The sequence below is a fragment of the Xanthomonas sp. NCPPB 1132 genome, assembly GCF_056629235.1.
This window is the reverse complement of record NZ_CM152819.1, coordinates 3226417-3239308: the sequence shown is the minus strand read 5'-3', so window position 1 is coordinate 3239308 and position 12892 is coordinate 3226417. Positions and strand designations below refer to the sequence as shown.

The 12892-nt window shown below is 69.2% G+C and carries 10 protein-coding genes; 6 read left to right on the top strand and 4 right to left on the bottom strand.

Features of this window, described 5'->3' with window-relative positions; genetic code table 11:
• The first annotated feature begins 120 nt into the window (after nt 1-120).
• From gltX to AC1G9L_RS13820, 5 genes are all read left to right on the top strand, one after another.
• Entirely contained in the window at nt 121-1527 is a 1407-nt protein-coding gene (gltX, locus tag AC1G9L_RS13840; protein ID WP_019799194.1) for a glutamate--tRNA ligase, read from the top strand.
• Nucleotides 1528-1543: 16 nt separating this feature from the next.
• Complete coding sequence (locus AC1G9L_RS13835; RefSeq protein WP_010343476.1) at nt 1544-2032, top strand: transcriptional repressor; 489 nt, start codon at nt 1544-1546, stop codon at nt 2030-2032.
• A 262-nt stretch (nt 2033-2294) separates the two neighbouring features.
• Nucleotides 2295-3443, top strand: a complete 1149-nt coding sequence (locus AC1G9L_RS13830; protein WP_019799195.1) for a DNA glycosylase AlkZ-like family protein — start codon at nt 2295-2297, stop codon at nt 3441-3443.
• Nucleotides 3444-3706: 263 nt separating this feature from the next.
• A complete protein-coding gene (locus tag AC1G9L_RS13825) occupies nt 3707-4681 on the top strand; it encodes an XdhC family protein (protein WP_481071138.1) in 975 nt (324 codons plus the stop codon).
• A complete protein-coding gene (locus tag AC1G9L_RS13820) occupies nt 4681-5286 on the top strand; it encodes a nucleotidyltransferase family protein (RefSeq protein ID WP_481069327.1) in 606 nt (201 codons plus the stop codon). The genes AC1G9L_RS13825 and AC1G9L_RS13820 overlap by 1 nt, the downstream gene beginning before the upstream one ends.
• A 143-nt stretch (nt 5287-5429) precedes the next feature.
• Here AC1G9L_RS13820 and AC1G9L_RS13815 read toward each other — a convergent pair whose 3' ends face one another.
• The 4 genes from AC1G9L_RS13815 to AC1G9L_RS13800 form a co-directional block, all read right to left on the bottom strand.
• Complete coding sequence (locus AC1G9L_RS13815; RefSeq protein WP_019800487.1) at nt 5430-7625, bottom strand: molybdopterin cofactor-binding domain-containing protein; 2196 nt, start codon at nt 7623-7625, stop codon at nt 5430-5432.
• A gap of 23 nt (nt 7626-7648) precedes the next feature.
• The gene (locus tag AC1G9L_RS13810) at nt 7649-8650 is read right to left on the bottom strand and encodes an FAD binding domain-containing protein (RefSeq protein ID WP_481069326.1); all 1002 of its coding nucleotides are present in this window, start codon (nt 8648-8650) and stop codon (nt 7649-7651) included.
• Nucleotides 8637-9470, bottom strand: coding sequence for a 2Fe-2S iron-sulfur cluster-binding protein (locus AC1G9L_RS13805; RefSeq protein ID WP_481069325.1), 834 nt, complete (start codon nt 9468-9470; stop codon nt 8637-8639). Before AC1G9L_RS13805 ends, AC1G9L_RS13810 begins: the two co-directional genes overlap by 14 nt.
• A gap of 345 nt (nt 9471-9815) precedes the next feature.
• Nucleotides 9816-12206, bottom strand: coding sequence for a TonB-dependent receptor domain-containing protein (locus tag AC1G9L_RS13800; RefSeq protein WP_019800202.1), 2391 nt, complete (start codon nt 12204-12206; stop codon nt 9816-9818).
• A gap of 349 nt (nt 12207-12555) precedes the next feature.
• On the opposite strand from AC1G9L_RS13800, the gene AC1G9L_RS13795 reads away from it, so the two are divergent.
• Nucleotides 12556-12888, top strand: a complete 333-nt coding sequence (locus tag AC1G9L_RS13795) for an SMR family transporter (RefSeq protein ID WP_019800201.1) — start codon at nt 12556-12558, stop codon at nt 12886-12888.
• Nucleotides 12889-12892: the final 4 nt, after the last annotated feature.

Here is a 12892-nt window from a genome sequence, read left to right as displayed (position 1 = left end):
GGGGCGAGACGCGGCTTTACCAATCCCCAATCCCCAATCCCCAATCCCCAATCCCGCGGCGCCAGCAGGCGCCGCACCATCAAGGTAAAATCGCCCGATTCCCGTCGTTTCGAGCGTTCCATGGCCTGCCGCACCCGTTTTGCCCCCAGTCCCACCGGTTATCTGCACATCGGCGGCGCGCGCACCGCGCTGTATTGCTGGCTGGAGGCGCGCCACCGTGGCGGCGAATTCGTGCTGCGGATCGAGGACACCGACCGCGAGCGCAGCACCCAGGCGGCGATCGACGCGATCCTGGAGGCGATGGAGTGGCTGGGCCTGGATTACGACGAAGGCCCGATCTACCAGACCCGGCGCCTGGACCGCTACCGCGAGGTCGCCGAGCAGTTGCTGGCGCAGGGCCAGGCCTACTACGCCTACGAGACCCGCGAGGAACTGGACGCCATGCGCGAAGCGGCGATGGCGCGGCAGGAAAAGCCGCGCTACAACGGCGCCGCGCGCGAACTGAACCTGCCGCACCGCGACGATCCCAACCGGGTGATCCGCTTCAAGAACCCGGCCGAGGGCGTGGTGGCGTTCGACGACCTGATCAAGGGCCGCATCGAGATCGCCAACAGCGAACTGGACGACATGGTGATCTTCCGTCCCGACGGCTACCCCACCTACAACTTCGCGGTGGTGGTGGACGACTGGGACATGGGCATCACCGAGGTGATCCGCGGCGACGACCACATCAACAACACCCCGCGCCAGATCAACATCTACCAGGCGCTGGGCGCGCCGGTGCCGAAGTTCGCGCACATGCCGATGATCCTCGACGAGCAGGGCGCCAAGCTGTCCAAGCGCACCGGCGCCGCCGACGTGATGCAGTACAAGGACGCCGGCTACCTGCCGCACGCGCTGATCAACTACCTGGCGCGGCTGGGCTGGTCGCACGGCGACCAGGAACTGTTCGGGCGCCAGGAGCTGATCGACCTGTTCGACGTCAAGGACGTCAATTCCAAGGCCGCGCGCCTGGACATGGCCAAGCTGGGCTGGGTCAACCAGCACTACCTCAAGAGCGACGACCCGGCGACGATCGCGCCGCAGTTGGAGTTCCAGTTGCGCAAGCTCGGCATCGACCCGGCCGCCGGCCCGGCCGCGGCCGAGGTGGTGGTGGCGCTGCGCGAGCGCGTGCAGACCCTGAAGGAAATGGCCGAGAAGGCCGAAGTCTGGTATCGCCCGCTGACCAGCTACGACGACGCGGCGGTGGCCAAGCACTTCAAGCCGGGCGCCGAACTGGCGCTGGGCAAGGCCCGGGAACTGCTGGCCGCGCTGCCGCAGTGGAGCCTGGACGGCGTCGCCGCCGCGCTGCACGACACCGCCGCCGCCCTGGAGATCGGCATGGGCAAGGTGGCGCAGCCGCTGCGCGTGGCCATCACCGGCACCCAGGTCAGCCCGGACATCTCGCAGACCGTCTACCTGGCCGGTCGCGAGGAGGCCTTGAAACGCATCGACGCCGCGCTCATCAAGATCCCAGCGGGAAGCTGATTCCCGGGAGACCGCCATGTCCAGCAAGAAGACCGCCTGCACCGAGCCGCACCACCACGTTCACGACGCTGCCGACTTCGTCAAGGTGGTGGAGCGGGTCAGCCGCGAGCGCGGTCTGCGCCTGACCCCGATCCGCGCCAACGTGCTGCGGCTGATTGCCGAGGCCGGGCGCCCGGTCAAGGCCTACGACCTGCTGGAATGGGTGCGCGAAGGCAAGGGCGTGGGTGCCGACGCCCCGCCCACGGTGTACCGCGCGCTGGATTTCCTGATGGCCAACGGCTTCGTGCACAAGCTCGAATCGGTCAACGCCTTCGTCGCCTGTCACCACCCGAGCAGCGCTCAGCATTCGGTGCCGTTCCTGATCTGCGACCGCTGCCATAGCGCGGTGGAGCTGGAGGACCGCGACGTGGTCGCGCAACTGGAGCAGCGCGCCAAGGCCCTGGGCTTCCAGCCGCAGGCGCAGACCCTGGAAGTGCACGGTCTTTGCGCGAAGTGCGCGGGTTGAGCCTGGCGCGCGTTTCTCTGCATTGCAGGCCCGCGGGCAGGGCATTCGATTGATCTGAGCCTGCTGGTTCGCCGTAGGCAATGCCCGCGATCGTTGCAATGCGGGCACGTCCTGTCCGCCGTGAAGCGTGGCGATGCGGCGCTGGCGATCGGAGCGACGAGCGCCGTGACGGCCAAGTGCGGTGAGTGCCCTGCGACCGGCGCTGCGCATCCGGGGTTGCTATCCTGACCGGCGCTACCGCATTGCCAGGAAGGTCGTTCCGATGCGCACTCCCGTCGCTTCCGTCCCGATCGCGCCCGACCGGGCGCGTGCGCTGTGGCTGCATGCGCAGCGCCTGACCACGCCGGCGCCGTTCGGCAGCGGCGCCGAGGCGGTGTGGCAGGCCACCGCGCACCTGGGCTATGTGCAGATCGATACCATCCACGTGATCGCGCGCAGCCACCACCACGTGCTGTACACGCGCATTCCCGAGTACCGCGAACGGGATCTGGAACAGGCGCAGTCGCAGGACAAGTCGCTGTTCGAGTACTGGACTCATGCCTTGGCCTACGTGCCGGTCGCCGACTACCGCATGTACGTGGCGCAGATGGCGCGTCGACGTGCACAGGCCGACGCCAGGGGCACGGTGGATGCGCAGGACTATGCGCGGCTGTTGCGGCGCATCCGCAGCGAGGGGCCGTTGTCGATCCGCGACATCGACGACGACGTGCTGGTCGAGAAGACCCATCCGTGGGGCAGTCGCAAGCCTTCGCGGGCCGCGTTGCAGTACGGTTTCTTCAGTGGCGACCTGGTGATCAGCCAGCGCAGCGGCATGCTCAAGACCTACGCGCTGGCCGCGCGGCATTTCGGCTGGCGGCAGCGGCCACGGGCGGTCAGCGACGCACAGTACGCGCGTTACCTGCTGCAGCGTGCGCTGCGCGCGCAGGGCATCGTCGGCGTGGAATCGATCTGCTATGGCGAGACCGCCGCCAAGCCGGCGGTGCGGGCGTTGATCGCCGCGGAAGTGGCGCGCAAGCGCCTGATCCCGGTGCATCTGCAGGGGCAGGAAGGCGTGGCCCTGTGGGCTGAGCCGGAGCTGCTGGACAGCACACCGCCGCCGCCGGATCCGACGCGGGCGCTGCTGCTGTCGCCGTTCGATCCGCTGGTGATCCAGCGCAAGCGGCTGCAGCAGTTCTTCGGCTACACCCACCGCTTCGAGGCCTATGTACCGGCGCTGCAGCGGCTGCTGGGCTACTTCGCGCTGCCGGTGCTGGTCGGCGACCGCATCGTCGCCGCGCTCGACCTGAAGATGGACCGTCGCGCCGGCCGCCTGCTGATCCAGCAATGGACCTGGCTGGTGCCGCGTCGCGCGGCGCTGCAGGCGACGATCGACGCGGCCTTGCAGCGCTTCGAGCGCTTTCATCTGGCGTAGCGGCTCGTCGTCGCGGACGTGTCGCCCGTTGGCGGCACCTGCATCCGACACAGCGTCGGTTGCAGGCAGTGTGTTGGGCATCCCCGATTTCCTTGCGCTGCCGGCGCCGCGAACAATCGTCGGGGTCACCTCGCGACCACAGGCAGACGCTTAGGCTCCGGATTCCCCCTTCGCCTGGCCGCCGCATGTCCGCTGCCCGCCACTGTCTGCAAGATGCGCTCGACGCCTGCCGCCGCGGTGCGCCCGCGGTGTTGGCCGTGGCGATGGCCCGCGAGGGTTCCACCTACGCGCACGCCGGCGCGATGGCCTTGTTCGGCGCCGATGGTGCGCAGCAGGGCTGGCTGAGCGGCGGTTGCCTGGAGCCGGAGATCGCGCGCTGCGCCGCGGAGGCCGCCAACGTCGCGACGCCGGTGTGGATGGAGATCGATACGCGCGAGGACGAAGACCTGCTGTCCGGCTCGGCAGCCGGTTGCCGGGGGCGCTTGCACCTGGCCCTTTTGCCGCTGCACGTCTTGCCCGGTTTCGACGCACTGGCCCAGGCCTGGCTGCAGGGGCGCGGTGGCTTGACCCTGGCGCTGCAGGCCGATGGCGATTTTGTCGCCAGTGTGGCCGGGCAGACGTTGCGGTGGCGCCTGCCGTGGCGCATGGTGTCTGCGACGTCGCCGCGCTTTGGCGAGGTGCACGTGCCGCCGCCGCCGAGGGTCAGCGTCTTCGGCGCCGGTCCGGAAACTGCCGTGCTGCTGCCCTTGCTGCGGCAGTTGGGCTGGATGACCACTTTGGTCGAGCAGCGGCCGCGCTGGGTCGCACTGGCGGCGCTGGCCGACCGCGCGCTCGCCTGCACGCCGACGCGCGGGCTGGCCGACTGCGCCGACAGCGACGCGGCGCTGGTGATGCACCACCATTTCGAGCTGGATCGCGAAGCGCTGGATGCGCTGGCCGGCAGCTCCATCCCGTTCCTCGGCCTGCTGGGACCGGTGCGGCGGCGCGAGGACCTGTTCCGCCTGCTGAGCCCGACGCAACGTGCGCAGCTCTCGCCGCGGCTGCATTCGCCGATCGGGCTGCGCCTGGGAGGGAACGGTGCGGAGGCGATCGCGCTGAGCATCGCCGCGCAGTTGCAGGCCAGCCGGGCGGCGCCGCCACGGCTGAGTGCGGTCGCGCAGGCAGGCTACAGGTCGCGACGGTCGCCGCGCGATGCGGTGGCGGTGGTGCGGCCATTGCTGGCCGAAGGCAGCGGCTGATGGCGCAGGCGCACGCGGCGTTGATCCTGGCCGCTGGCGCCAGCCGACGCCTGGGCCGCGCCAAGCAGACGCTGACCAGCGACGGCGAACCGCTGCTGCGTCGGGTCGTGCGTCTGGCGCTGTCCACGGCCCCGGCGCGCTGCGTGGTGGTGCTGGGCGCGCAGGCCGAGGCGCTGCAGCCGCTGCTGGAGGGGCTTGCGGTGGAATGCGTGCGCAATCCGCAATGGGACACCGGCATGGGCGGCAGTCTCGACTGCCTGCGCGCGGCGGTACGCGACGACGCGTCGATCGCCCGCAGCCTGGTGCTCGGCTGCGACCAGCCGGCGCTGACAGCGGTGCATCTGCAGGATCTGTTGGCGGCGGCCGCGCGGGCCGCGTCCGGTTGTGCGGTCAGCGCCTACGCCGGCGTGCGCGGGATGCCGGCGGTGGTGGCGCAACAGCGCTGGCGCACGCTGCCATTGGGCGGCGACCAGGGCTTGCGCACGCTGTTCGCGACGCTGGCGCCGGACAGCCTCGGCTGCATCGTCGCGCCGGCGTTGGCGCTGGACCTGGACACGCCGGAGGACGTGCAGGCGGCGGTGGCGAAGGGCTGGCTGGATCCGTAGCGGTTGCGTCGGGCGCGGTGTTGCGGCGACCGACGCTCGCATTGTAGGAGCGGCTTCAGCCGCGACAGGCGTTATCGGGAATGCCTGTCGCGGCTGAAGCCGCTCCTACGAGAGCAAACTGCGCGCAAACGCGGCGATCGCACTCAGCCGATCAACTTGTCCGGGGTGATCGGCAGGTCGCGGATGCGCTTGCCGGTGGCGTGGAACACGGCATTGGCGATGGCCGCGGGAATGCCGACCATGCCCAGCTCGCCCATGCCCTTGACCCCGAGCGGATTGACGATGGTGTCGTCCTCTTCGACGAACATGGTCTGGATCTCGTGCACGTCGGCGTTGACCGGCACGTGATAGTCGGCCAGCGAGGCGTTGAGCATGCGCCCGTAGCGATGGTCGATCTCGGTGCCTTCGCTGAGCGCCATGCCGATGCCCATCACCACGCCGCCGATTTCCTGGCTGTGCGAGGTCAGCGGATTCATGATCTTGCCGCAGGCGGTGGCTTCGATGACCCGCGTCACCTGCACCATGCCTGTGTCCGGATCGACCTTGACCTCGATGAACTGCGCGCCGTGCGCGGCGGTGGCGTACTGCTTGCGCTCGGCCGAGGGCTTGGATTCGTGCACCACCTCCAGTTCCAGCAGGCCGTGCTGGCGCATCAACTTGGCGACCTCCAGGCCGGCCTCGGGCTTGCCGGTCGGGCGCAGCTGGCCATCGACCAGTTCCACCGCATCCACGTCCAGCCCGCTGAATGCCGCCTGCCCATCCTGCCTGGCCAGTTCCAGCAGCTTGCCGCGGATCTCGCGCGCCGCGCCGTGGATCGCGCTGCCGACGCTGGCGGTGGTCCACGAGCCGCCCTGCGCCGGTGCCTTGGGCAGGCGCGTGTCGCCCAGTTCGAACTGCACGCGCTTGGCGTCGATGCCCAGATACTCGGCGGCGATCAGGGTCATCACCGTGTAGGTGCCGGGGCCGATGTCGGAGGTGGCACTGCCGACCCGGGCGCTGCCGTCGGCCTTCAGCACCACCCGAGCCAGCGCCGGCATCTGCATCGACGCCCAGGTGCCGGTGGCCATGCCCCAGCCGACCAGCAGGCGGCCGTCGCGCATGGAACGCGGCTCGGGCGTGCGCTTGCTCCAGCCGAAGGTCTCGGCGGCGAGCGCGTAGCACTCGCGCAGCGCCTTGCTCGAAAACGGCTTGCCGGTTTCCGGATCGGTCTCGGCGTAGTTGGCCAGGCGCAGTTGCAGCGGGTCCATCTTCAGCGCATAGGCCAGTTCGTCCATCGCGCACTCGATACCGAACATCTGGCTGATGGTGCCGGGCGCGCGCATCGCCTGCGGCGTCGGCAGGTCGGTCTCCACCACCTCGAAGCGATCCTCCACGTTGGCGCAGGCGTACAGCGAGCGCGCATTGCGGAAAAAGGCCTCGTTGAACGCCTCGATGCGCGAGGTGTTCAGCACGTGCCGATAGCGGATCGCCTGCAGCGTGCCGGCGGCGTCGGCGCCCAGCCCCAGTTCCACGCGGTAATAGGGGCGGTAGCCATGGCCGCTGAACATCTGCCGCCGGGTGTAGACGATCTTCACTGGCAGGCCGACCGCCTTGGAGACCGCGCCGAGCAGGAAGGTGTAGTAGTTGGGGCGCAGGCAGGAGCCGAACGCGCCGCCGACGAACAGCGAGACCACGTTGACCTTGTCCACCGGAATGCCGAAGTAGCCGGCCAGCTGTTCGCGGTCCTGGTAGACGTTCTGGCTCTTGTTGACCACGGTCAGGGTGTCGCCGATCCAGTAGCCGATGCCGCCGTGCGGTTCCATCGGGTTGTGGTGCTCCACCGGCATCGTGTACGCGGCTTCCAGCTTCACCGCCGCGGCGGCGAACGCAGCAGCCGGGTTGCCGCGCGGCTTCGGCGATTCCTCCGGGGTCGGATCGTGCGCCTGGTCGAGCAGTGCGTCGAAATCGGTATGCGCGGCCTCGGTGGCGTAGTCCACCTGGATCAGCCGCGATGCATGCCGCGCCTGCTCGAAGGTGGTGGCCACCACCACCGCGATCGGCTGCGCATTGAAGTGGATGCGGTCGTCGACCAGGGCACGGAACGACAGGTCTTCGCCCTTCTTCTTGACCGCGTCGGAGACCGGCTTGATCGCATTGAGGTGGGTCAGCACCTTGATCACGCCCGGCGCGGCCTCGGCGGCGCGGGTGTCGATGCGTACGATGCGGCCCTTGGCGATGGTGCTGGTGAGGATGTAGCCGTGGACCAGATGCGGGATCTGGAACTCCGCCGCATAGCGCGCCTTGCCGGTGACCTTGGCGAAGCCGTCGACGCGGCGCATTTCCTTGCCGATGTAATTCATTGCCGGTTTCTCCGGTTGGCCGCTCATGCGGCATCGCTGCCGCTGGCGCGGTGCAGGGCGCGGATCATCGCGTGCGTGCCCATCGGGATCTTGTAGGCGTTGTGCGCCAGCGGCTGCGCCGCGGCCATCTCGGCCTGCGCGGCGGCGGCGAAGGCGGCCTCGCCGACGTGTTGGCCCGCCAGCGCGCGTTCGGCGGCGCGCGCGCGCCAGGGTTTGTGCGCCACCCCGCCCATGGCGATGCGCGCTTCGCGGATGCGCCCGTCCGGTTCCAGCGCCAGCGCCGCGGCCACCGAAATCAGGGCGAACGCGTAGCTGGCCCGGTCGCGCACCTTCAGGTAATGGCTGTGCGCGGCGAACCCCGGCGCCGGCAGGGTGATCGACTCGATCAGTTCGCCGTGCGCGAGCTGGTTGTCGACATCGGCGCGCGTCTCCGGCAGCAGGTGGAATTCGGCGAACGGGATCTCGCGCTGGGTGCCGGCCGGCGTGCGCACCTGCACCGTTGCGTCCAGCGCGACCAGCGCCACGCACATGTCCGACGGGTGTACCGCCACGCAGTGCGCGCTGTGGCCGAAGATCGCGTGGGTGCGGTTGAGCCCCTCGCGCGCGCCGCAACCGCTGCCGGGTTCGCGCTTGTTGCAGGGCAGGGCGGTGTCGTAGAAGTAGCCGCAGCGCGTGCGCTGCAGCAGGTTGCCGCCGTTGCTGGCCATGTTGCGCAGCTGCATCGTGGCCCCGGCCAGGATCGCCTGGCTCAGCAACGGATAGCGCTGGCGCACCAAGGGATGGTTGGCGGTCTGCGTGTTGTTGGCGAGCGCGCCCAGGCGCAGGCCGCCGTCGGCGGTTTCGGCGATCTCGGCCAGGCCCTTGAGCCGGGTCAGGTCGACGATTTCGTCGGCACCGGTCACCCCTTCCTTCATCAGGTCGAGCAGGTTGGTGCCGCCGCCGAGGAAGCGTGCGTTCGGGTTGGCGGCGACACGGCGCACCGCGTCTTCCGGCGAGGTCGCGCGCTGGTACTTAAACGGCGTCATCGGCCACCTCCTTCGCCATCTTCAGGGCGGTCAGTTCGGACTGGTCGACATAGCGCCAGGTCAGCGGCCGCGGTGCGCCGCCGCTGTGCACGTCCTGGATGGCGGCGACGATCTTCGGGTAGGCGCCGCAGCGGCAGATATTGCCGCTCATGCGCTCGCGCACCTCGGCGTCGCTGAGTTCGGTGACCGGCCGGCTGACGTCGGTGCTGACGTGGCTGGCATCGCCGCGCTTGATCTCGTTCAACAGCGCCACCGCCGAGCAGATCTGCCCAGGGGTGCAGTAGCCGCACTGGAACCCATCGTGCTGCACGAACGCGGCCTGCATCGGATGCAGTCGCTCGCCGTCGGCCAGGCCCTCGATGGTGGTGATCTGCGTGTCTTCGGCCTGTGCCGCCAGGGTCAGGCAGGACAGCCGGCGCTCGCCGTCGACGATCACTGTGCAGGCACCGCACTGGCCGTGGTCGCAGCCCTTCTTGGTGCCGGTCAGCGCCAGGTGTTCGCGCAGCGCATCCAGCAACGTGGTCCGTGGATCCAGCTGCAGCGCGTGACGCTGGCCATTGACCTCGAGGACGACCGGCAACGCGTTTTGCGGCGGCGCGGCCTTGGCGACGGGTGCGGCGAACGCGGCCTCGCTGAAGAGGATCTGTCCACCGGCGCTGCTGAGGCCGGCGGCCGAGAGCAGGGCGAGGAATTCGCGGCGCGAGAGGCCGTTGATGCCGAGCCGGCGCGCCAGCGCGGCCTCGTCCTCGCTCAATGGGGTGTCGCGCGCGCTGTCGGCAGCGCCGGACGCGGCCTCGGAACGGTGAGGGTCATGCTGCATCGGTCTCTCCTGCCTGGGGGACCGCCACCGCGCGCGCCGTGGCGCAGCATGGAGCGAATCGACCTGGGTAGCGGCGCTGCCATCGCGACGCCGACGTACGGGCACGCATCGGCACCCGAGCCCGAGCATCGCGGCGGGACCGCGAAGGGATTGCGAAGAGAACGCGAAGGGAGGGTGTCGGGGCAGTGATACGGACGGGTGGCCGTGCCGGATCGGGATGCGCGTGTATGCGCTCCTGCAGATGCGATTGCCGCCACGACAGGCGGCCAATTGGGCCTGTCGTGGCTGGCGCAACGCGACGTCAGTATGGCGATGGCGTCACGTGCGTCTGCGATGCGGCACGCGCTACCAGCGATACGCCACCGACACCTGATACTGGCGGCCGGCGATCGGGCGGCCCATGAACACGCCGCCGGTGGCCGCGCCGGGCACGCGTACGTTGCCTTCGGTCAGGCCCAGCGTGTCGGTCACGTTGCTGCCGCTGACGGTGAGCTCCCAGTGCTCGCCGCTGTGCAGGCTGGCACCGACGTCGAGCATGTCGTAGGACGGCAGGCGCTGGCTGTTGGCCAGGTCGGCGTAGCGTTCGCCGATGTAGGAATAGGTCGCGAACACGCGCAGGTCGCCGAACGGCAGCATCCAGTAGTAGCTCGGCGTCAGCCGGAACTGGCGCTTTGGCTGGCGCATGACCTGGTTGCCGGTGTATTCGCGGTAATTGCGGTACTTCGCGTCCAGCCACACCCCGGTCCCGGCCAGTTCGAAGCCGCCGAACGGGCGGATCGCGCCTTCCACCTCCAGGCCGTAGGCGCGCGAATCGCCGACCGTGGTGAAGTTGCTGCCGTTGGCCAGGAAGGCCTGGAACGGCGAATTCTTGAAGGTGTTGTAGAACGCCGTGAGGTACAGATCGTAGTTGGCCGCACCCGACTTCAACCCCAGTTCGTATTGCCGGATGTCCTGCACCTTGGTCTGCCCGTCGCGCAGGTTGTCGAAGCCGGGAAACTTGACCCCGGAATTGACCCGCGCGAACACGCTGTTGTGCGCGTCGAGCTTGACGTTCAGTCCGGCCGTCCACGACAGCGCGTTGTCGTCCTGGTCGATGCGCCGCGTGCTCGGCAGCGAGATCGAGGTGGCGTTGTCGTAGAGCGTGGCCGGGTTGCCGTCCAGGTCCACGGTGGCGGTGTCGTGCACGGTGCCGGTGACGCGTTGGCGCTCGTAGCGCACGCCCAGGTCCAGGCGCAGGCGCTCGTCCAGTTCCCATTCGTCGGCGACGAACACCGCAGCGTTCTCGCCCTCGTAATGCGCGCGCAGCGCCAGGAAGGCGGTGCTGGTGAAGCCGTCGCGGGTCGGCTGGCGGCCATCGTCCAGCGTCACGTCGATGCGCCGCGCATGGTTCTGCGCGGTCAGCAGCATGGTGTTGCCGAGGTACCAGGTGTCGTTGGAGGTGTACCTGGCGTAGTAGCTGCCCACGGTGAGCGTGTTGCCGGCGAACAGCGCGCGGCTCAGGCGCAGGTCGTTGGTGAAGGAGTTCAGACGCTTGTCCACCGACCACCAGCCGGCTTCCAGCACCTGCTGGTTCGGATCGACCGCGCCGCCGCCATTGGTGTAGCGCGCGCTGCCGCTGCTGCCGTAGCCGGCGATGAAGTCGCCCAGCCGCTGCGGCGCGTCGCCGGTGAACAACGCATAGGTCGGCGCGGTGCCGCCCATCACGTTGAAACGGTCGGCCAGGGTCCAGTCGCCCAGCTGCCAGTTCAGCTCGCCGCCGAACACGTCGATGTTGACGCCGCGGCCGTCGCCGAGGTCGCGCCGGATGGTCTGGCCGTTGGGGCCGACCGGCAGGGTGACGTTGCGGAAGTCGTTGCTCAGCAGCGTGCCGTGCTGTGCGTCTAGGCCGGGAAAGCTGGACAGGTCGCTGCCGTTGTTGCGCGACAGCAGCGGGATCGCGGTGTAGAAGGCGTTGTTGTCGTCGGTATGGCGCGCATAGAACGACAGTTCGCCGCTGTCCCAGCGCTTGCTCAGGGTGGCGCTGAACTGGCCGCCCTTGTCGGCGGGGAACTGCGGGTCGCGCACGCCGTCGGTCTCGCGGAAGAAGCCGCCGATGCTGTAGTACCAGCCGTTGCCCATCGGCCCGCTGTTGAACAGATCGATGCGGCGCAGGGCGTCGCTGCCGCCGGTGAGGCGCACGCTGCCCTCCGGCTCGTCCTGGCCCTTCTTCTGGATGAAGTTGACGGTGATGCCGGCCTGGCCGTTGGAGAAGATCGGGCTGGAACCGCCGCGCAGCACTTCCATGCGTTCGATGGTGTCGTCGGTGCGGAACAGCGTGGAGTTTTCCAGGAACGACAGGGTCGGCGGCGGGAACAGCGGCGCCCCATCGAGCTGGAAGGTGACGAACGGCGCATCGCCTTCCGACGGCATGCCGCGCACGAAGATGTTGGCGCCGGTGCCGCCGCCGCTGGGCTCGGCCCACACGCCGGGCACGATCTTCAGCAGGTCGGCGCTGCTCTGCGGCACCGCCTGCTGGATCTGCTCGGGCGTGGCGGTGGTGATCGAGAAGCTCGCGTCGCGCTTGCGCAGGCCGCTGAAGCGCGCAGTGCCGCTGACGACCACGGTATCCAGGGTGGTGGCGTCGGGTTGCGTGGCCGGCGCAGCGGGTGCGTCGGCGGTCTGCGCCAGCGCGGGGGACGCGAGTAGGGCGGCGGCGATGGACAGGGGCAGCAGATGACGAAGCGGCGCAAGATGCATGAAGAATCTCTCCTTTCTTCATTCGAAACGATCGGCCGGGATGCGGCACGCGCGTGCAGCGCGCGGCCGCGTCGTATCGGCCGGTACGGCGCGAAGCAGGGGGCGACGCGCGGCGCCCTTTGTAACGCCGTCCAGCGCTTGGGCTGTTGTGCAGCGCGGTAAGGGCGAGGTTTGCGTGACAGGTTGCCCACGCAGGCCGCCATCGCACCGCCACGCAAGGCGTGCACTGCGCAGCGTGGCGTTGCCTGTGCATGCACGGTTGCACGTGGGCAGCCGGGAGAACGCCGTCGCCATCCTCACCACGCGCCACTTGCTATCGTGGCGCGCGTGTCTGCAAGAGCGTTCTGCAATGAAGAACTGGTTGTTCCTGCTGGTGGCCATCCTCGCCGAGGTGGTCGCGACCTCGGCGCTGAAGGCCAGCGAGGGCTTCGCCCGGCTGTGGCCGACGCTGCTGGCGCTGTGCGGCTATGGCATCGCCTTTTACTTGCTGTCGCTGACCTTGCGCAGCGTGCCGGTGGGCGTGGCCTATGCGCTCTGGTCGGGCATCGGCATCGTGTTGATCTCGCTGCTGGCGTGGTGGCGGTTCGGCCAGGCGCTGGATCCGCCGGCGATCGTCGGCATGGCGCTGATCGTCGCCGGCGTGGTGGTGATCAACGTGTTCTCGCGCAGCGCGCCGCATTAGCCAA

Coding starts and splice junctions, on each gene's coding strand:
- gltX (WP_019799194.1), top strand. CDS start 121: ATGGCCTGCCGCACCCGTTTTGCCCCCAGTCCCACCGGTTATCTGCAC.
- AC1G9L_RS13835 (WP_010343476.1), top strand. CDS start 1,544: ATGTCCAGCAAGAAGACCGCCTGCACCGAGCCGCACCACCACGTTCAC.
- AC1G9L_RS13830 (WP_019799195.1), top strand. CDS start 2,295: ATGCGCACTCCCGTCGCTTCCGTCCCGATCGCGCCCGACCGGGCGCGT.
- AC1G9L_RS13825 (WP_481071138.1), top strand. CDS start 3,707: ATGGCCCGCGAGGGTTCCACCTACGCGCACGCCGGCGCGATGGCCTTG.
- AC1G9L_RS13820 (WP_481069327.1), top strand. CDS start 4,681: ATGGCGCAGGCGCACGCGGCGTTGATCCTGGCCGCTGGCGCCAGCCGA.
- AC1G9L_RS13815 (WP_019800487.1), bottom strand. CDS start 7,625: ATGAATTACATCGGCAAGGAAATGCGCCGCGTCGACGGCTTCGCCAAG.
- AC1G9L_RS13810 (WP_481069326.1), bottom strand. CDS start 8,650: ATGACGCCGTTTAAGTACCAGCGCGCGACCTCGCCGGAAGACGCGGTG.
- AC1G9L_RS13805 (WP_481069325.1), bottom strand. CDS start 9,470: ATGCAGCATGACCCTCACCGTTCCGAGGCCGCGTCCGGCGCTGCCGAC.
- AC1G9L_RS13800 (WP_019800202.1), bottom strand. CDS start 12,206: ATGCATCTTGCGCCGCTTCGTCATCTGCTGCCCCTGTCCATCGCCGCC.
- AC1G9L_RS13795 (WP_019800201.1), top strand. CDS start 12,556: ATGAAGAACTGGTTGTTCCTGCTGGTGGCCATCCTCGCCGAGGTGGTC.